Origin of the sequence: Terasakiella brassicae, from assembly GCF_014641495.1 — a bacterium.
Taxonomy (GTDB): Bacteria; Pseudomonadota; Alphaproteobacteria; order Rhodospirillales; family Terasakiellaceae; genus Terasakiella; species Terasakiella brassicae.
On record NZ_BMHV01000028.1, the window covers coordinates 18,623 to 35,272 of the forward strand.

At 44.4% G+C, this 16,650-nt stretch carries 21 protein-coding genes; 7 read left to right on the forward strand and 14 right to left on the reverse strand.

The genetic code is table 11. From position 1 onward, the window contains the following. Positions 1-6: 6 nt before the first annotated feature. The 3 genes from IEW74_RS14905 to IEW74_RS14915 all read right to left on the reverse strand — a co-directional run bounded on the left by IEW74_RS14905 (position 7) and on the right by IEW74_RS14915 (position 4,481). On the reverse strand, positions 7-1,143 hold the full coding sequence (locus IEW74_RS14905) for a hypothetical protein (protein ID WP_188666613.1): 1,137 nt from the start codon (positions 1,141-1,143) through the stop codon (positions 7-9). Positions 1,144-1,147: 4 nt separating this feature from the next. Continuing rightward, on the reverse strand, positions 1,148-4,039 hold the full coding sequence (locus IEW74_RS14910) for an SNF2-related protein (protein ID WP_188666615.1): 2,892 nt from the start codon (positions 4,037-4,039) through the stop codon (positions 1,148-1,150). A 97-nt stretch (positions 4,040-4,136) separates the two neighbouring features. Continuing rightward, positions 4,137-4,481: a helix-turn-helix domain-containing protein gene (locus tag IEW74_RS14915; protein WP_188666618.1), complete on the reverse strand. Its 345-nt coding sequence runs from the start codon at positions 4,479-4,481 to the stop codon at positions 4,137-4,139. Between the two features lie 166 nt (positions 4,482-4,647). On the opposite strand from IEW74_RS14915, the gene IEW74_RS14920 reads away from it, so the two are divergent. The 3 genes from IEW74_RS14920 to IEW74_RS14930 are packed head-to-tail and all read left to right on the forward strand — an operon-like array spanning position 4,648 to position 6,542. Further along, a complete protein-coding gene (locus IEW74_RS14920) occupies positions 4,648-5,526 on the forward strand; it encodes a hypothetical protein (protein WP_188666620.1) in 879 nt (292 codons plus the stop codon). Positions 5,527-5,529: 3 nt separating this feature from the next. Beyond that, complete coding sequence (locus IEW74_RS14925) at positions 5,530-6,057, forward strand: hypothetical protein (RefSeq protein WP_188666621.1); 528 nt, start codon at positions 5,530-5,532, stop codon at positions 6,055-6,057. Continuing rightward, on the forward strand, positions 6,045-6,542 hold the full coding sequence (locus IEW74_RS14930) for a hypothetical protein (protein WP_188666623.1): 498 nt from the start codon (positions 6,045-6,047) through the stop codon (positions 6,540-6,542). Before IEW74_RS14925 ends, IEW74_RS14930 begins: the two co-directional genes overlap by 13 nt. Here IEW74_RS14930 and IEW74_RS14935 read toward each other — a convergent pair whose 3' ends face one another. Next, positions 6,543-6,845 carry a hypothetical protein gene (locus IEW74_RS14935; protein ID WP_188666625.1) on the reverse strand — a complete coding sequence of 101 codons (303 nt, stop codon included), beginning with the start codon at positions 6,843-6,845 and terminating at the stop codon, positions 6,543-6,545. It lies immediately after the preceding gene. 108 nt (positions 6,846-6,953) lie between these two features. On the opposite strand from IEW74_RS14935, the gene IEW74_RS14940 reads away from it, so the two are divergent. Together IEW74_RS14940 and IEW74_RS14945 are read left to right on the forward strand one after the other, a co-directional pair. Then, a complete protein-coding gene (locus IEW74_RS14940; protein ID WP_188666627.1) occupies positions 6,954-7,205 on the forward strand; it encodes a hypothetical protein in 252 nt (83 codons plus the stop codon). Positions 7,206-7,321: 116 nt separating this feature from the next. Beyond that, entirely contained in the window at positions 7,322-7,756 is a 435-nt protein-coding gene (locus tag IEW74_RS14945; RefSeq protein WP_188666629.1) for a hypothetical protein, read from the forward strand. A 21-nt stretch (positions 7,757-7,777) separates the two neighbouring features. Here IEW74_RS14945 and IEW74_RS14950 read toward each other — a convergent pair whose 3' ends face one another. From IEW74_RS14950 to IEW74_RS14965, 4 genes are all read right to left on the reverse strand, one after another. Beyond that, positions 7,778-10,198, reverse strand: a complete 2,421-nt coding sequence (locus IEW74_RS14950; protein ID WP_188666631.1) for a DNA N-6-adenine-methyltransferase — start codon at positions 10,196-10,198, stop codon at positions 7,778-7,780. Continuing rightward, a complete protein-coding gene (locus IEW74_RS14955) occupies positions 10,198-10,860 on the reverse strand; it encodes a hypothetical protein (RefSeq protein ID WP_188666633.1) in 663 nt (220 codons plus the stop codon). The genes IEW74_RS14950 and IEW74_RS14955 overlap by 1 nt, the downstream gene beginning before the upstream one ends. Before the next feature lie 79 nt (positions 10,861-10,939). Next, positions 10,940-11,815 (reverse strand): hypothetical protein, encoded by an 876-nt coding sequence (locus IEW74_RS14960; protein ID WP_188666635.1) that lies wholly within the window; start codon positions 11,813-11,815, stop codon positions 10,940-10,942. Positions 11,816-11,856: 41 nt separating this feature from the next. Continuing rightward, positions 11,857-12,030, reverse strand: a complete 174-nt coding sequence (locus IEW74_RS14965) for a hypothetical protein (protein ID WP_188666637.1) — start codon at positions 12,028-12,030, stop codon at positions 11,857-11,859. A 155-nt stretch (positions 12,031-12,185) separates the two neighbouring features. On the opposite strand from IEW74_RS14965, the gene IEW74_RS14970 reads away from it, so the two are divergent. After that, entirely contained in the window at positions 12,186-12,884 is a 699-nt protein-coding gene (locus IEW74_RS14970; RefSeq protein ID WP_188666640.1) for a hypothetical protein, read from the forward strand. A gap of 3 nt (positions 12,885-12,887) precedes the next feature. Here the strand turns inward: IEW74_RS14970 and IEW74_RS14975 are convergent, their stop codons facing one another. The 5 genes from IEW74_RS14975 to IEW74_RS14995 all read right to left on the reverse strand — a co-directional run bounded on the left by IEW74_RS14975 (position 12,888) and on the right by IEW74_RS14995 (position 14,669). After that, complete coding sequence (locus IEW74_RS14975) at positions 12,888-13,166, reverse strand: hypothetical protein (protein ID WP_188666642.1); 279 nt, start codon at positions 13,164-13,166, stop codon at positions 12,888-12,890. Continuing rightward, positions 13,166-13,456, reverse strand: coding sequence for a type II toxin-antitoxin system RelE/ParE family toxin (locus tag IEW74_RS14980; RefSeq protein WP_188666644.1), 291 nt, complete (start codon positions 13,454-13,456; stop codon positions 13,166-13,168). The genes IEW74_RS14975 and IEW74_RS14980 overlap by 1 nt, the downstream gene beginning before the upstream one ends. After that, entirely contained in the window at positions 13,449-13,682 is a 234-nt protein-coding gene (locus IEW74_RS14985) for a type II toxin-antitoxin system ParD family antitoxin (RefSeq protein WP_188666646.1), read from the reverse strand. Before IEW74_RS14985 ends, IEW74_RS14980 begins: the two co-directional genes overlap by 8 nt. Positions 13,683-13,749: 67 nt before the next feature. Further along, positions 13,750-14,370 (reverse strand): hypothetical protein, encoded by a 621-nt coding sequence (locus IEW74_RS14990; RefSeq protein ID WP_188666648.1) that lies wholly within the window; start codon positions 14,368-14,370, stop codon positions 13,750-13,752. Next, positions 14,367-14,669: a hypothetical protein gene (locus IEW74_RS14995; RefSeq protein ID WP_188666650.1), complete on the reverse strand. Its 303-nt coding sequence runs from the start codon at positions 14,667-14,669 to the stop codon at positions 14,367-14,369. The genes IEW74_RS14990 and IEW74_RS14995 overlap by 4 nt, the downstream gene beginning before the upstream one ends. A gap of 157 nt (positions 14,670-14,826) precedes the next feature. Between IEW74_RS14995 and IEW74_RS15000 the strand changes: the two genes are divergently transcribed. Next, positions 14,827-15,953 (forward strand): IS3 family transposase gene (locus tag IEW74_RS15000; RefSeq protein WP_188666652.1). Its coding sequence is split into 2 segments (ribosomal slippage): positions 14,827-15,070 and positions 15,070-15,953, totalling 1,128 coding nucleotides; the frame shifts between segments, so codons are not numbered across the junction. Here the strand turns inward: IEW74_RS15000 and IEW74_RS15005 are convergent. Beyond that, positions 15,928-16,530 carry a hypothetical protein gene (locus tag IEW74_RS15005; RefSeq protein ID WP_188666655.1) on the reverse strand — a complete coding sequence of 201 codons (603 nt, stop codon included), beginning with the start codon at positions 16,528-16,530 and terminating at the stop codon, positions 15,928-15,930. The two genes, IEW74_RS15000 and IEW74_RS15005, sit on opposite strands and share 26 nt — an antisense overlap. Positions 16,531-16,650: the final 120 nt, after the last annotated feature.

Here is a 16,650-nt window from a genome sequence, read left to right on the forward strand (position 1 = left end):
CTTTCTTTAATCTGAGCGTTCGGTTGCAGCCTGATCCATGGCCAAAATGAAATTACCCAATAACAGGAAAATAAGCCATGATGGATCGAATGTGTCGCCAATAAAAAATGCTTTTCGGGAAAAATATTCAACAAACAAAAACAAGGTAACTGCTTTTAATGTTGTGATTAACAGGTTTTGCAATGGTCCATTGTCACCTTCTACTCTGTAACGAACCCAAATTCGCATAACAGTTGATGAGATAAACGATACGGTCATAGTCAGGAAAATTACGGGCAACCCAATCGTCAGCCCTTTTCGGATGATACTGTCTGTAGAAAAAAGTAGCCCTGAAATACGGACAAAAAAATCAGATTTTTGATTGAGAATATCAGAACCCGGAACAAAACCACTCGTCCACGAACCGAAGAAGACCGTCAAAACATCATGGAGAAATATTAGAGTTACAGGTGCCAACACCCAACAAATGACGGCAAGCCCAATCATCCCACCAATAACTTGGCAAAAATTTTCTTTATATTGTTTGTTTTGATAATAGAGCTTTACGGCTGGTCTTGGTAAACTACCGACATTGCTCTTTTTGACGTAAGCCGTCACCACGCTAATGGCGATACAGGCAGGTGAAGCCAAGGCCATCATTGGAAGGGACCAGCTAACTGTTTCCCCAAAAAACATAAGCCCTTCTGAACCTGTTAGTGCCGCGTAAATACCAAATATCGAAAGAATTCCGAGATAAACAGTCGTCGTCCAACGAATTGGTTTTCCCGCTAAGATAACTTCGACTTGGTAAAGTCGTTTGCTTTGTATTTTTCGAATTTTGTAGTCTCCGAGAAAAATGATTCCGACAAAGCGACCAATCATTTTCCCGGTAAAAAACACCCCCATTCCCAAGAAAATAAACACAAAGCACCACAAGCCCAATATTACTGCCATAACAAATATAATGGACATATCATTCCAATTACTGGAAAGGCCACCGCCATTGCAGCAAGTTTCGCTCATTAACAATGTCAAGCTAAGCAAAATTAGAACGGGTACTACAACCCATATGGTGCCCATTGTAATTCTGGGAACTTTCTTGAAATCTTCAAAAAGCAAAAGATAGGCTTGATAAAACTTCTGTATCGAAGATAAGTTATTCATTGACCTAACGTACCTCCCAACGAATGTTAAACAGCATCTCAACCTGACTTTCGCTTTCCATACGTTTGCGCAGGTTGTCGATCAATTGATCTCGTTTTTCTTCCGCTTCATCCTGAACATCAAAGATTTCACGACGGAGTTTCTTCTTTTTACGCTCCAAGTCTCTGATTTGTTCTTGGAGTTTCAATTGGGCATCAAGGTTTGTTGTTTTATTGGTTTCACGCTGTAAATCACGGATGCGATCCTTGGTGTCTTTCAGTTTTTTCTCTGCTGCAATTTCAACATCGCGCACCCATTTATCCAGCTTTTCACGTTCGTCATTAAAGTGCTTGTGATTGCGCTCTTCGGTTTCTTGTAGAGCCGCCTGAATATGTCTCTGAGAAACCGTTTTCAGGCGATCTCTTTCATCTAAAGACAAAGGCGTGATGTCCGTTGATAGCGAGGCCGTGCAATCAAAAATCTTTTCACAGATTTCTTGATCCAGTTCTTTTCCTTGATCTGTGAAGGCAGTGAAAAGTAAGAACTCATCATCTTCAAACGATCTGACATTTAAACGCTGTAACATCAAAATGCCCGACTGGCCTTGTAAAGCTTCAACAACGCTGATCTTGGTCGGATGATCGGTGATGTTGAACGCAACCGTTCTTTCGCTCAAGTCGTACTGTGCTGCTGTATCGATAACGTATTCGCCGAGCCTGTGGGATGGTCGATAAAGATATTGCCCGTGAAGGTTGCCTTTTTCTTCCTTGTTGATGAGGTGATAGACACCCGTCTCAAGCCTCAAGCCCTGTGGCGGTTTATCAAGGAAGAAGGTCAGGTGATCATCATCGAAGCCTGCGCGTTCACTGAGCACATGCTTGCTGGTTTCCCAGAAATATCGTCCAAAGCGATCAATATTGCGTTTGGTTTCATCGAGATGGCTTTTCAATCGGCTATGCACATCTTCGTCAAAATGTTCCAGCAGTTTTGAACGGGTTTCCGACATTTTGGCATTGATGATCTCGTCCATTTCGGCTTGGAGGACGTTGAAGGCTTTTTCGATTTCTTTGGGGTCACGACAATCTTGATAGATTTGCAAAATGCGTTTTTCAAAATCAATCCCGTTTTCAAGTGAACCAAGCACTTCATCAGAAGCACCAAAAACACCGGAAAACAGATTGAACTTTTCAGTTAAAAGCTGATGTACTCGTTGGTCAGCTTCATTACGTTTGTTAAGGAAGTTAATGACGACGACATCATGTTTTTGCCCATATCGGTGACACCTCCCAATACGCTGCTCAACTCTCTGAGGGTTCCAAGGCAGGTCGTAGTTGATCAGAAGAGGACAGAATTGAAGGTTAATGCCTTCTGCCCCGGCCTCTGTTGCGATCATGATTTCAGCTTCGTCACGGAAATGTTCCACGATGGCGGATTTTACATCCACCGGGCGTGATCCAGTGATACGCCCTGTACTGACATTCTTGTTTAGCCAGTTCTTGTATATTGATTTGGCAATATCATCGCCGTTCGTGCCATTGAAAAGAACGATCTTGCCCTTGAACCCATTTTCTTCAAGAAACGACAATAAGAAATCTTGTGTCCGTCGAGATTCAGTGAAAATCAGGGCTTTGCGCGGGGCATTGGTTTCTTTGAGACTTGAGAAACCTTTATCCAATGCTGTCAGCAATGAACGTGCTTTGGTATCGGTCTTTAGGGATTTTGCTAATTCAATGAACCCTGTGAGTTCGTCAATCTCTCTTTGCAGGCTCTTGGAGTAAGCGGATGGGTCTTGCTCTTTGTTGTTTTCAGGTGTTTCAATTTCCTCAAATTCAAGATCGAACTCTTCATCAAGGTATTCATCTACAATATCAAGATCACCCAAAATTTGGTTATCTTCATTTTCTGTAGATTGATTTTCCTTGAGAGCCTCAAGGCGTTGTACCATCGCTTCCAAGGTGCCGATGATGGCATTCGTTGAAGATGCCAAGAGCTTACGCAAAATAAGCGTAATGAGGTGTTTTTGCCGCTGTGGGATCGCATGAGTTTGCTTGCGGCTTAAAAACGCCGATACAGCATCGTAAAGAGCTTGTTCATCATCAGTGGGGGTGAACGGCACGGTAAGGGCTCTACGCTCGGTATATCGGATATATTCAAGAACCTGAGAACGAAGAGTTCGATGGCAGAAAGGTGTCATCCGTTCTCGCAAATCCTCAAGGTCGCTTTTTACTGCCGTATATTGTGATCGGAACGAGCGAATATGACCGAAAATACGATCATCAATCAAACTGGCGAGACCATATATCTCATCCAATTTGTTTTGTAAGGGGGTTGCCGTCAGGAGAACCTTTTTGGTGTCTTCCAACGCCCATTTAATTGCTTTGCCTATCTTGTTTTTGGGCAGGTAAACGTTTCTGAGTTTGTGAGCTTCATCAATAACCGCTAAGTCCCAGCTAACTTGGCGTATTTCTGCCTGCTGACGGTTGGCATATTGATAGGAGGTAATGACAATGGATTGCTTTTGATCAAAGGGATTTATCACGCCCTTTTTCTTAAAATCCCGTGCTGTCTTTGCATCCAAAACAACAGAGGGTAGATTGAACTTCTCGTCCAATTCATTTTGCCATTGTTTGCGAAGAGATGCAGGACAGACGATAAGCAATTTTCGTTTACGCTCTGCCCATAACTGACAAAGCAGAAGACCTGACTCGATGGTTTTACCCAAACCAACTTCATCTGCGAGAATAACGCCTTTGCTTAGTGGAGAGCGAAGCGCAAAGAGAGCAGCATCAATCTGGTGTGGATTTAGATCAACACATGCGTCAAACAAGGAACGAGATAAACGCTCTACACCATTGTGACCGTGTTTTTGCGACAACACGTTAGCATAATATTTTGCATGAAACGGTGTGATTCGCATTGATGCCCCCCAAACCCCAAATCCACAATTGAGTTAGCACAATACTGACGACAAGGCCAGTCATTACATGCAATGATGGTGCGCGTGCAGTTCTTTGCTACCGTTGACGCTTTTCCAAGGCATCAACCAGTTCTGCGAGAACTTGAAGGTCTGCTTCGGGAAATGTTTTTAGGGCATATTGAATTTTTTGTGCAGCTTTTGTGAGTTCAATCTCGGCAACGCTGACATCGCAATCATCAAAAAATGCGGATACCGAACATTCAAGCTTTTGGGCAATTTGTTCAATTGTGGTGAGAGAGGGGGACACTCTCCCATTTTCGACCTTCGAGATGGTTTCGACGGTTTTTAATGTAGCCCGGGCAAGCCTTGCCTGTGTGAAGCCTTTTTGCTTCCTCAATGCCTTTATGCGGCTGCCAACTTGTTTTGATAATGAATCCGACATGAGTCGGATATTGCTCTAATTATTCAATTTTAACTATTGACGTAATTAATCAATATTTTTTATTGTCTCAATTATTCAATTTTTTAGCTTGTTGAATTTGTTCAGGTTGAGATGGGTGGGAAATGAATATTCAAAACGGCCATCGCTATGACCAAGGGGGCCAAGAATGAGTGAAACTCTGCATATGAAGAACCCGAACACGGGTGAAGTCAAAATTCTCAATCCCGGGTTCAGTTGGCTGGCGTTTGTGTCGACACTTCTTTTAGGTATTCCGCTATTCATACGCCGCCAGTGGATGTTTGCGGTGTTGGCTCTGCTGGTTTTTCCGGTGACGCTTATCATGGGCGCAATAGCGGATTTGAAATTTGGTCCGGCGTTTACAATTGCCATGTTGTGTAGCGCAGGATTGGGAACTGCATTTGGCTTTCTTGCCCATGACAATTACGTCAAATCTTTGCTGGGGCGAGGATTTCAGAAAGCCGCATCCGAAACGGGTGATGCCGCGCCGGGACATGAAGCCAGTGCCCAATCGTCGTTTTTGAAATCCAAAGCTTTCAAAATTGGCGGAGCGGTGACAGCCATCTTGGTGATTGGCGGTATAGCGTTATCGCAACTTGGCGGAAGTGGTTCAGCATCGTTCAAACCTGATGCAACAACCGGGTTAATTGAACCCACTCAAAAGTCAATGGACGGTTATTATCTTCCCCGGTGCCAAAGAGAAATCGCCAATCTCATGCTCAATCCTGAAACGGCTCAGTTTTTCGAAGCTGAATATCGCTACTGGGACAAACCTAAACGCACAAGTATGCGTGGCGGCATAAGTTTGGCGGAGTTTAAAAGTCTGTCTACGGACGAACAAGAAAAACGTCAGCAAACTGAATTGGAAAACAGAGGGTTGGTCTTCGCCCAAAACCTCTCAAATCTGCCATTGGTGAATGTGAGAGTACGCGTCAAGGGGCATAACCGATACGGCCAAATGGTGACGAATTATGGCCTTTGTAAATTTTCAGAGCGTGGTCAACCTACTGCCGAGTTAGAGGAATAAATCATGAAAACATTACTGATGGCATTTGTCCTACTTTTGGCAGCGGTCAACGTGCAAGCCGAAGAAGTCCGTGCGGGTTGGATACTTGATGATTTGCACAAAAGCTGCATGGGGCGTGCTGGCGCAACAGACACGTTTTGCGAATGTGCCGTCAACAAGGTCTATGATGCTGATTACACAGACGCGCAACTTGAAACCTATCTGAATGGCCCAAAAGACAATAGCGATAACAAACTGGTATGGGAGATCGGCGAATATTTTTGGCCCAGTTTAAAAAACACCTGCTCACAAGATGAGATCGGCATTCGTGCTGAAATGTATGGTATTTGCATCGAAGAAATGGACATTTTCGCGGATAATAAAGAGAAAGTTTGTGGCTGCCGTGCTGATGTCGGAATGGAAAGAGAACCTCTGGCCGTTCTTTATGGTTATTTCTCTGGCTCCCCGGATGACAGTGATCCAAACCGCAAAAAACTGATAGCCATGCTTAAAGGCAAGAATGCATCTGTGAATGCAAAATGCGGTGGGTAATCACCATGATGTTGGTCGGCGTGGTTTCCTCCGCCTCCGCCACTACTGATCAAGAATTCATGAACCCCGATCATTGGCTCGAACAAGAACGCCTTGCCAATGGTCGGGATCATGGCGGAGTGCATCTAAAACAACGTGCTGAATATTGTGATGCGGTGAGAAATGACATCAGTGACATTTTTAGCAGAAATGCAAACCGGGTCTGGTCGTTTTCCGTCTTCAAACCGGAGGGTTTTATGGTCATGGCTGACATTCAGAAGTTTGAGCGCAAATTACGCAATGCTTCCGAGTATGCCTATAAACAGATAAACCGTATTATGCATAGCGGCTCTACCATGTCCGAATGTGATACGCAAAAAGATGATGCGGTAAATACAATGGCTTGCATCATGAGCATCCTGCCAAAGTTTGAACCCATTGGGATTTCAACAGAGCAATTTCAGACTGTCAATTGTGATTGGCAACTGGACCCGAGCCGCCCGTGATTAGGTTGCGAGTGCTGCGATGTGTTTCCAGATTTTTGACTGAATTACATGAAGTTCTTCAAGTCCTTGCAAATATGCGTCACGTTCACTGTTATGTGTGGTTTTAATTACCCCTTCGGTGTCATCGGCAATCGAGTTCAGCGAAAACCATAAACGTACCCACGCGGATAAATCTGGCGATGTATCCTTCGCCCATTGAGATCGTATCGTACTACCGCCGTATCCGAACATGTTAGAGTATTCATCTGCCGTTTCGACGGTTCCAAGGCTTTTCAAATTTGCATAAAGCTTACGGGTATCCATCAAATCCATCTCCTTGATTTCTAAGTATTTATCATTTCAGAACCGTGGTGCTGCCCGGGGAGCGGAAATTGATAAATAAATTTAGAAAAACCTTTGAGGAGAAAAACGATGACCTTTTATGAAGACCATGCTGCGAACATCGCCAGAAAATATCCACATTGCTTTTGTCTTGAAAGCAAGCTCATCAGCGCTTTTGAACGTTTGGACAACGCCATGATTCCTCATCAGATTACGGATGGAATCGGATTGACCTGTACCCGGGAAACATTGCGTGAAGAACGACAAATGTTTGACAGCTACCAGATATATGTTCATGCGAAGAACAAAAGTGATTTGGATAGTTTGATGGCTTTGGTTTAGTGGCCTTTGGGCCATAACCATCTGCAAATATGGTCCAAACTATACTCTTGAACTTGGCCGACCTTATCAGTCGGCCATATGCTTTTTCTATGGAAATGAAAGCATAAAGGTACGTCATGAAAGAGCTTAAATTCAGTACACAGAACCGCCCCACGGTTCAGCAGAAACGTCGCCGAAAAGGTGCCGATGTCATGGTGGAGGGTATCGAAAATCAGATCGCCCTTATCAATGACCCAACCTTCAAGATTGAGCGTTATCGTTATGTCAATCATGAAGACGAACATGGCAATGTTATAAAAAAGAAAAAGCTGGTTGCAGCCAAACCCCGGGAGTGGTTCTGGAAAAATGATTCAGATATTTGGCAAGTGGAAATGAGGTACGGTTCGAGCTTTGTGTTCGAAGTCGAACCCGGGAAGCCTTCCATCGAATGTGGATCAAATAAACAGGACATTGTGGAAGTCTTGGAAACCATCAAAAAAATGATCATTGCAGGTAAGTTGGATAAACAAATTGCAGACTGTAAAGATCGTGCGCGTCGTCGCGTCAAATAATCAATGTCATTTTTAACCACATCAGGCGGCTTCGGAATGCGGGTTTTCGCACTCCGTTTTTGCTGCTTCTTCACGGGCATGGGTAATACGGTCATTGGCAATTTCAATGTGTTCTTCGGATAGTTCATAGCCAACGAATTTACGCCCGTGTTTTATGGTTGCCACAGCGGTTGTCCCACTTCCCATAAACGGGTCCAAGACGACATCATTAGAACCGGACCAATGTTGGATGAAGCGGCTTGGAATTTCCAACGGGAATGGTGCTGAATGCCCGATACGGGTGGCTTTTTCCGTCTCGATATGCCACACGCTGCGATAGAATTTGCCGAAGTCACCTTTTGTCCCTGTCTTGATGCTTTTAAGTTCTGGGCGACGATAGGAGCCTTTATAGAACATCAGAAGCATTTCATGTTCGTCGATGACACCCGGGGCAGAAGCACGACGGATGCTGCCGACACAACGTCCATTTCGGGAATTACCCTTATCCCAAATCTTGTTACCACGTACCTTGAAGCCAACACGGGTCATCAATTCAACCCATTTATGGGCAAAAGGATGTGTGTCCCAGTTGAGACTTTCGGCTACATTGATAACAACACGGCCCGTGTGATCTGTTACACGATAAAGCTCGGTCGCAATCTTTTCCATCTCAGCCCAATAGTCTTCCCATTTACGTTTATCGTTGATGGCACCACGGTAATCTTTGTCCAAATTGTATGGTGGTGATGTCACCGTCAATTGAACAGAACGGTTGGGCAGGTGCTTCATATCTGAACATGAATGATGATGGATCACATCAGTTTCGAAATCAAGTTCACCAGACAACTCCTTTGCACGTTTCTGACGCTCAATGCGTTTCCAATATTGCACGGGCAAATCAGGAATGCTTGGGTGAGAACGATCATAGAAAACATGCCCATCATATTGACCAAGTTCTTCAAAATACTTTGTGAAACGCTCATGGTCGCCCCAAATTACAAGAGCCAGACCATGAGGCAGGGTATCATGCTTATGAACAAGATTACCGCTATCATCGAATTGGCGGAATTTCATCTTACCAGTGATGAAGATAACTCGGGCATGATCCTTGATGTATTTTTGCCAATAGCGAGTATGTGTACGTGCAGGGAGAAGCATCACAACCGTCCGAGCCTTGGGTTTCCGGCGTTTACCAGAAGCCTCTGTAGGAGCGTTTCCCATACTCTGGCACCAAACACTATCGGCAGCCTTCTCGACCCACGGGGCAAGGTTCTCGTAGGGACCATTGACGTAGACAGTTCCGTACCAATCTTGCACCAACCCATCATCTTCACGAGTATAGTGGGTCTTGGCATTGACCGGGGCTTTTTCCCCCTTGCAGGGACTACAAGGGTCAACATCAAAAGGTTGGTTTCTGTTTGCTGCATACAAGTGATCAAGAAAATCCTGCGGCGAGTAAGCTTCCACCGAACGCTTCAAACCCGGGCGGTTCAAGAACAGGTCTTTGACATGCTGTTTGGTTTTGTTCTTTACGCGGTTATCGTTGCTGGCTTTGTTAGATGTAGGTTTCACAGGGCGATTGTCGTTACTTGCAGGCTGGACATATTCAAGCAAAGGAACAGCGCATTCCGACAGATATTTGTGGTAAAAACGATTAGTGTAGTTCGCCGCGAAAATTTCAGTTTTGTCCTTATCACCAGCGTCGCACAAACCGCTTTTATAGCTATAGACATAACCATTCAGCGTCTCAGTACGTTGGCGCATCTCTTCGCTGTTGTTGATGGTCAGTAGGACATTGTGGTTGCATGCGTCGATATTTGCGAAGAATGCGTCCATGTCGATCTCGCCAAAACGATAGACCTGAGAACCTTTGTCGGCATAAGGCGCATCAAGATAGTTCAAAACGCCGTCACCATCGGCATTCATAACTTCGGAATAATCGAGGTTGGTGATTTTCACGCCTTGCAACAGGCGACTGAACTCAAAATGACGGTTGATGTAGCTTTGTTTGATGCCACGGCCATCTTTCAGGTATGATTTGTTGAACCCAGCCATGTGAGTTGCACCACCTCTGACCAAGCGATTTACCATCCATAGGGCAACGGCTTTTGTGACTTTATCTTCATCATCCATAAGAGATTTCATCTCAAAGAAGAACTCTTCGCTACCGAGTCCATGTTCGGCATGAAGCTTGGTTGCCAGTTCAACGAATTCACCAACATGATCGCGAACAACGGTCCAATAGTTCACAAAATCGGGATCAATGTCGTTGATCCAATAGCGTTCCGCAATTCCAGCACGTTTTGCAGTCAAGGTGAAGGCAGCCGAATTACAGAACGGTTCACGGATTTCCTTGATAGCATTAGGACGAATACTGACCAGCAGCTTGGAAGTTTTGTGGCATCCACCCGCCGCTTTTAGCGGGGATGCCCAGTTCATTGGGATGCGTTCACGAATAACCATTATGCGACCTCCTTGTTGATATTGGTTTGGGTGTTGTCATTTGCAGCTACACGATCAGCAGCAGAAATGATTTTCAAATTGCCGTCTTCTGTGATCTCGGCAGCCAAATTGATGCGACCACCTTTCGCCACCAGTTCAGACAGATAATCGGGATCAATCACCACTTTCGGCTTACGGGAGCGAGATTGGCTTTGCTGACGAACGACTTTTGCTTTTGGGGTGGTATCCTCTGCGTCATCATCAACAGGATCATCTTTTTTAGATGCACGATAGTCTGCGGCGATTTTAGTAAGCCCACCGTTCTCGTCAGCAATCCAACGAGCCACATCTTCCGCGACAAACTCTTTGCATTTGTACTGTTTCAACGCGGCACACAGAACCAATGCACGGATATTGAAACGTTGACGCTGATCATCGCCTTGACGATGGAACAGGGTTTTAATGACCAGCAAAGCCAGTTCGTCATACGCACGGTCAGAAACAGTTACGCCACGGGCAGCACACGCCTTGATAAAGCCATCTGGGTCTTGACGTGCATGATGCAGAATAACCGCAGCTTCACCCATAATTTCGCGAAGTTTCTTACGAGAAGCATTGTAAGCGTCGATGTAAGCATCAACCTGATCGCAGGCCTTGTTCAGCATTTTGGTAAAGTCAGTCATGATCATATTCCTCTCTAAAAATTGATAAATTAATTTGGGGATTAGGCAGCCATCGCATTCAGACAACGTGTTGTGTGTTCTATAGGCGGGACAAGCGGTACGATGGTTTCTTCACGGTATTTGCTTCGTTATCATTTGCTGCAATGCGCACAAGCGTGGCATCCACCCAACGTTGCTGCTCAGGGGGACGGGTATTCTTGCCCCAAAGGTGTGCGCAGCGAATGACATAACGATACGGACCTACTGTTTCCGAACCCGCTTTGGTTTTGTCTGAAACGTATCGAGAAAAGCGAATAAGCGTATAGTCGCGTTTCTTCTTTTTAGGGCGATTTGAATTGGCTGCAACGAGGGGTTTTCTGTGATGAGAGATGTTCTTTATCTCTACGTCCTGACAGTTCAACATGAAGAGAAAATTCACAAGGACAATTGCAGCCGCATTCAAATACTCATCAGCCTGTTTGAGGCTTCTGTAATATTCTTGACCTTCTTCAAATCCCAAACAGGCTTTTCCGTTTTTGAGGACAATTTTGCACACGCATTTTGAAACAAATTTAATGCCACGAAATTCAACATAAAGGTTAAAGAAGATACCCTCACCTGTTTCATATGCTGCAATCGAGATATAGGCATCTTCTGGAACTCCGTGCTCGTTGAGGCATGTGACAGGTTCTGCCGATTCAATCCAAATGTGGGAATGTGGCAAGTGAAGCTTATCAAAAGCCTCTAAAGCAGATAATGAAGAAACAACATGCTCTGGATTGCTAACGTTTGTGACCAGATCATCAATGACGTAAATTGCTCCATCGTTCAGACAGCGAGAGACGTTTTTAAAGGTTCGACCAGAAAAACATTCCTGCATATCATCACAGACTTTACGAAAACGATTTGGACGTGGCGTACCTTTGTTACGTTTAGAATTGGGGCAGTTTTTAAGGTTAATTTTTGCTGTTTGCATGATCATATTCCTCTCTAAAAATTGTTTAATGAACTCGGGGTTTAGGCAGCCATAGCAGCCGCACAGGGCGGCTGCTTGGTTGGTTGGCGATTGTCGTTAGCTGCTTTGGGGATATGACGAGAGGTAGTGATGCGTGTGACCGTGCGGGTGCTGCTATGCTTCACACCTGCAAAAGATTTGTGGTTTTTCACGTTCAAAGTGTAGACATTGCGCATTCCATATTTCATGATCGTTCTCCATAATATTTTCAGCACAAGGTCAATCTGTAACCATAGTGCTGTTATTATGCATACATGTAATATTGTTTTAAAACAAAGGGTTGAGCCAACTTCACATAGGCGACAACCCTTCAACTGTGAAGTGATGCTCAATGAAGAACGATTTTAAAGCCGTTGGATTTTTGCTTGAAAACTTGTTTGATAGTTGGGACGTTGAGCATCAATGTGGAATGCTTGAAGATTTCTGCCGTTATCGTCTTGGCAGTAACGATACAGATGTGATCCTATCTGATGAAGCTTGCGCGTTTGCTGATTTCACTGATCTGATTGAACAGTACCGCCCGAACGCTTCAAACCCAAACGGGTGTATTTTTGTGGTTCCCACGTTAGATCATGTCAAATGTGATACACATATTTTACAAGCGATAATCCAAAACTCTATCGCAGTGGTGCCGATTGACCAATTTGGGGATGGAAATGCCCGTATTGAAGCTAATTTATTGATTCAAGAAGCTTTAAAAGCTCATAGAAGCCTATATTCATCATTTGAAAAGAAAATGGGTTTGCGTCGCGAAAAAACTGCAAAAGAAATTGAAGCCAGAAGAAAACGTGCTGACAAGGAAGCGCGTCACCGCGAACTTATTAAGCCGTGTTTATTGCACGAAATTCAAAAGGGAAATTTGTCATTTTATTCAATTGCTGAGGTATTTAATAACGCAAATGAAGAATGCGAAACGGATCAACCATTTCCTACTTTTTCAGATAAATCAAAGTGGCACTCAGAAACGATCAAGAGAATTATTTTTAAAGATGATGAATTAAAAGATGAATATCAAAAAAGAAAAAGATAGCACCTACTCCACCACCTTCAAATGCGGAACGTGGGTCGGTTTAAACCGTGTCTTCTCCCGGCCCAGCATCTTATCAAATTCATCCTGAATGAATTTCCCTGCTACAATCCCACGGTTCAGTTGTGCTTCAACTTTTTCAAGGTCAACACCTTCACCGCTTTCCCACATGTCACGGGCGCAGTGTTCCAGCATCATCGCCAGATCGTTCATGCACCTAAGAACTTTGCGCAATTTGATTTTCAAAGCTTTGGCAAGTTTGGCGGTGGTGTGGATGTAAAGCATTATAAAACCGCCTCAATGTCACGGGTGCTGTGAAGAACCCGCACGATATAAATCCCATCACTTTTGATCTGGTAGAAAACCGAATGATGCTGGTGTTCAAACCGATGATAACCACCACGGATATAGCCAATATCCCGACCCAAGTTTGGATGTTCAACCAGTTGCAGGAAAGAGCTTTCCAATTCTGATAGATAAAGGTCGGCCTGTTTTTCACCAAATTGCCGATAGGTATAAACGTAGATGTCGTGGAGGTCTTGGTCGGCCAGTCCCGAAAGACGATAATCACGCACCGTTTAACTGTGCCTTCGCTGCTTTGACAATATCGCTGACCTTGCGCTTACTGACACCACTTTGCTCACCATCCATCAAGGCGATATTGATCAGTTCGCGTTGACGCTGGTCTTTGCGGATCAGGTCGCGGACATAATCACTGGCATTGGCATAAACGCCCGTTTCGACCTGTCCATCTACCCATTCACGCATGGCATTTGGTAATGACACATTCATCGTTGCCATAAGTGTATCCTTCAAAAGTAATTTCTAAAAGAATAACACTTATGGCAAAGATTGCCAATGCGGTTAGTTAGTCATGGCCCGTCTTGGCAAAAACAATGATCACCACCGCATTCGGTGGACAACATTCCGTATCAAAAGTTGGACTATCTGGAACAGCTAAATCCAGCCCATATTCAAAGGTAGAACGATCTTTCGGAATTTCCTTCATAATGCGGATATAGTTTTTAACTTTAGTCAGTAGTTCCTCTGAGGGAGAACCTATTTTAGCCTCTTCATTGAAGCGCTCAAAGTCTTCATCCAATAGGTCTATCTCAACATAGACCCAGCCAATTTTGTCACTGCCATAAGGGGAACTGTCATGTTGGTTAAAGTAAAAATTGTCTTCATAGCTGACCTTGAATTCTGGAAATTTTTTAGACATTATAGCAGCAAGGTCTTTAAGTACGTTCTGGTTTTCGAAACGATGAAGGATGTATTTACCTCCACCAAATACGACCTTCTTTTGATCCCCAATACGCTCCGCATCATTAGCTTGCAGCATCACGCGATTTTGATTCATATAGAACTCGTCTTCGCAGAAATCTTCTAAGGCATTATAAATACGCATATCATCCCACTCACGGCCTGTAATCGTAAAGGCAATCCAAGATGGGTCATATTTTTTTGTCTGTTTTAGTTGAAGCGTCATTTCTGTTCCCCCATGAACGGCGTGACACAAAAATGCTGATGATCAATGCCGCGCTGTGCAGCGAGTTTTGCTTGCTGTGGTGTTAGAAGAGCTTTGTGGCGGAAAGTCACGTTGACGACACGGTAGAATTCCCAACCGTATACGGTACGTTCAATAACCAATGCTTTGTTATTCCCAAGCGGAACAGCAAACTGACCACCAACACGTTCATTGCCGCGTAAACGATATTTTTTTAAAGCGCGTTCAGCTTTATGTGCGATGGACTGATCCATATGGCGAAAGCGTTTAAACAGTTGCATGACCAGCCTCCGTTTTCTGCATGACTTGTTGAACAAACTGATCTGGATCAAGCCCTTCGCCATTTTTATGGTTTTCCCAGTCAGAAACATATTGGACCTGTACGGAAAAAGTGGAGTGTGTCTCCTGAGTTAATTATGCTGACTACAGGAGAATATGATGAGTCGCAAACGCACCCCAGAATTTAGAGAAGAAGCAGTCCGCGTCGCTTTAAGCAGTAACCAGCCCCGCAAAGTTGTTGCCGCCGATTTCGGCGTCAGCCTTAACAGCCTTAATCGTTGGATCGCCCAGCACCGAGAGAAAGAAACCACAGAACCGTCTGACGATGTTCATAAAGAATTGGCCCGTCTTCGCCGTGAGGTCCGTGAACTGCGGGAGGAGAGGGATATTCTAAAAAAGGCGGCACGCTACTTTGCGAGCCAAAAATCGTGAAGTTCCAATTTGTTCACCAGCAACGTGACAGTCACAGCATTGCAGGCCTGTGTCGTGCCATGAACGTTTCTGAAAGCGGTTATTTTGCTTGGCGTAATCGCCCTGTCAGTAAGCGTCAGCGTGAAGATATGGTCTTGTTGGCCCATATCAAATCCATTCATTATGCCAATTATCAATCTTATGGTCGGGGCCGCATGACAGAGGAATTGCAGGAAGAAGGCATTTGTGTCGGCGAACACCGCGTTGCCCGTATCATGAAGCAAAACAATTTACGGATCGTGCGAAGTCAGAAATTCAAACGCACAACCAACAGCGATCACACGCATAATATCTCGCCCAATCTGCTGGATGGTGACTTTACCGCAACAGCACCCGATCAAAAGTGGGCGGGAGATATTACTTATCTATGGACGGGTGAAGGCTGGCTCTATCTGGCAGTTGTCATCGACCTTTACTCCCGCCGTGTCATCGGCTGGTCTGCAAGCAGACGAATGAAGAAGGATTTGGTGATCGATGCCCTGAACAAGGCGATTGCCCTCCGAAAACCGTCAAAGGGCGTCATTTTCCATTCGGATCGCGGTAGTCAATATTGCTCACACAAATTCCGTAAACTGTTGGCAAAGTACAAGTTTGAACAGTCGATGTCTGGCAAGGGGAATTGTTATGATAACGCCGCTGTAGAGACCTTCTTCAAAACCCTGAAAGCAGAAATGGTCTGGAAAATTGCCTTCCAGACACGCGATCATGCCCAAAAGGAATTGTTCAAATATATAAACGGGTTCTACAATGCCCGTCGCCGTCATTCGTATCTGAATGGCCTCAGCCCCATCAAGTTTGAAAGACGGGCTGTCTAAATGAGTGAGACACACTCCACTTTTTCCATACAGGTCCATATGAACGTTCCGTATAATCCATCGCGGTTACGGCATTACGCATCAGCATGCTCATCAACAGTTCACGTTCTTTTTCTGAAAAAGCTGAATTGGCGATAAGAAGAAGGTTCTGGACTTCCTGATCATCTGCTTCATCCTTACAAAGCAGGGCGCGATGAAGTTGATGCCGCTGATGAAGATCAAGCAAACCATAAATCACAAGAAAGTGTTGCAGACATTTGTGCTGGTTAGCTTCCGCTTGAAATTTTGAAGCTTGAATAAACGCTTGATAATCATCAGCATCAAATTCAATTCGCACATGGAAGTAAGCTTGAAGCCATAATGCAAAGTGAGAAACCTTTGCTCCAAAAGAGGTTGTAAAGCCAGTAACAATTTTCGTTTCATTCACATCCGTTGTAGACAACCACGCTGTGCATGTCTTTTTGATATAATGACGGTGATCATTGTCGGTACCAATTTCGTAACCATCATCTTCTGCGCAGGAATTTAGTACATCAAGAGGAATGACCCCATTTGCGAACTTGTATTCAATAGGCATAATCCATTAATCCTCATACTCTACGACCCTCCCATCGAGGGCGTTTATGACTATGAATTTAAGCCTGAAACCGAATAGTGCCAATTTTATTATTCAAGTAAAACCAATGACTTAACTATA

Coding starts and splice junctions, on each gene's coding strand:
- IEW74_RS14905 (WP_188666613.1), bottom strand. CDS start 1,143: ATGAATAACTTATCTTCGATACAGAAGTTTTATCAAGCCTATCTTTTG.
- IEW74_RS14910 (WP_188666615.1), bottom strand. CDS start 4,039: ATGCGAATCACACCGTTTCATGCAAAATATTATGCTAACGTGTTGTCG.
- IEW74_RS14915 (WP_188666618.1), bottom strand. CDS start 4,481: ATGTCGGATTCATTATCAAAACAAGTTGGCAGCCGCATAAAGGCATTG.
- IEW74_RS14920 (WP_188666620.1), top strand. CDS start 4,648: ATGAGTGAAACTCTGCATATGAAGAACCCGAACACGGGTGAAGTCAAA.
- IEW74_RS14925 (WP_188666621.1), top strand. CDS start 5,530: ATGAAAACATTACTGATGGCATTTGTCCTACTTTTGGCAGCGGTCAAC.
- IEW74_RS14930 (WP_188666623.1), top strand. CDS start 6,045: ATGCGGTGGGTAATCACCATGATGTTGGTCGGCGTGGTTTCCTCCGCC.
- IEW74_RS14935 (WP_188666625.1), bottom strand. CDS start 6,845: ATGGATACCCGTAAGCTTTATGCAAATTTGAAAAGCCTTGGAACCGTC.
- IEW74_RS14940 (WP_188666627.1), top strand. CDS start 6,954: ATGACCTTTTATGAAGACCATGCTGCGAACATCGCCAGAAAATATCCA.
- IEW74_RS14945 (WP_188666629.1), top strand. CDS start 7,322: ATGAAAGAGCTTAAATTCAGTACACAGAACCGCCCCACGGTTCAGCAG.
- IEW74_RS14950 (WP_188666631.1), bottom strand. CDS start 10,198: ATGGTTATTCGTGAACGCATCCCAATGAACTGGGCATCCCCGCTAAAA.
- IEW74_RS14955 (WP_188666633.1), bottom strand. CDS start 10,860: ATGACTGACTTTACCAAAATGCTGAACAAGGCCTGCGATCAGGTTGAT.
- IEW74_RS14960 (WP_188666635.1), bottom strand. CDS start 11,815: ATGCAAACAGCAAAAATTAACCTTAAAAACTGCCCCAATTCTAAACGT.
- IEW74_RS14965 (WP_188666637.1), bottom strand. CDS start 12,030: ATGCGCAATGTCTACACTTTGAACGTGAAAAACCACAAATCTTTTGCA.
- IEW74_RS14970 (WP_188666640.1), top strand. CDS start 12,186: ATGAAGAACGATTTTAAAGCCGTTGGATTTTTGCTTGAAAACTTGTTT.
- IEW74_RS14975 (WP_188666642.1), bottom strand. CDS start 13,166: ATGCTTTACATCCACACCACCGCCAAACTTGCCAAAGCTTTGAAAATC.
- IEW74_RS14985 (WP_188666646.1), bottom strand. CDS start 13,682: ATGGCAACGATGAATGTGTCATTACCAAATGCCATGCGTGAATGGGTA.
- IEW74_RS14990 (WP_188666648.1), bottom strand. CDS start 14,370: ATGACGCTTCAACTAAAACAGACAAAAAAATATGACCCATCTTGGATT.
- IEW74_RS14995 (WP_188666650.1), bottom strand. CDS start 14,669: ATGCAACTGTTTAAACGCTTTCGCCATATGGATCAGTCCATCGCACAT.
- IEW74_RS15005 (WP_188666655.1), bottom strand. CDS start 16,530: ATGCCTATTGAATACAAGTTCGCAAATGGGGTCATTCCTCTTGATGTA.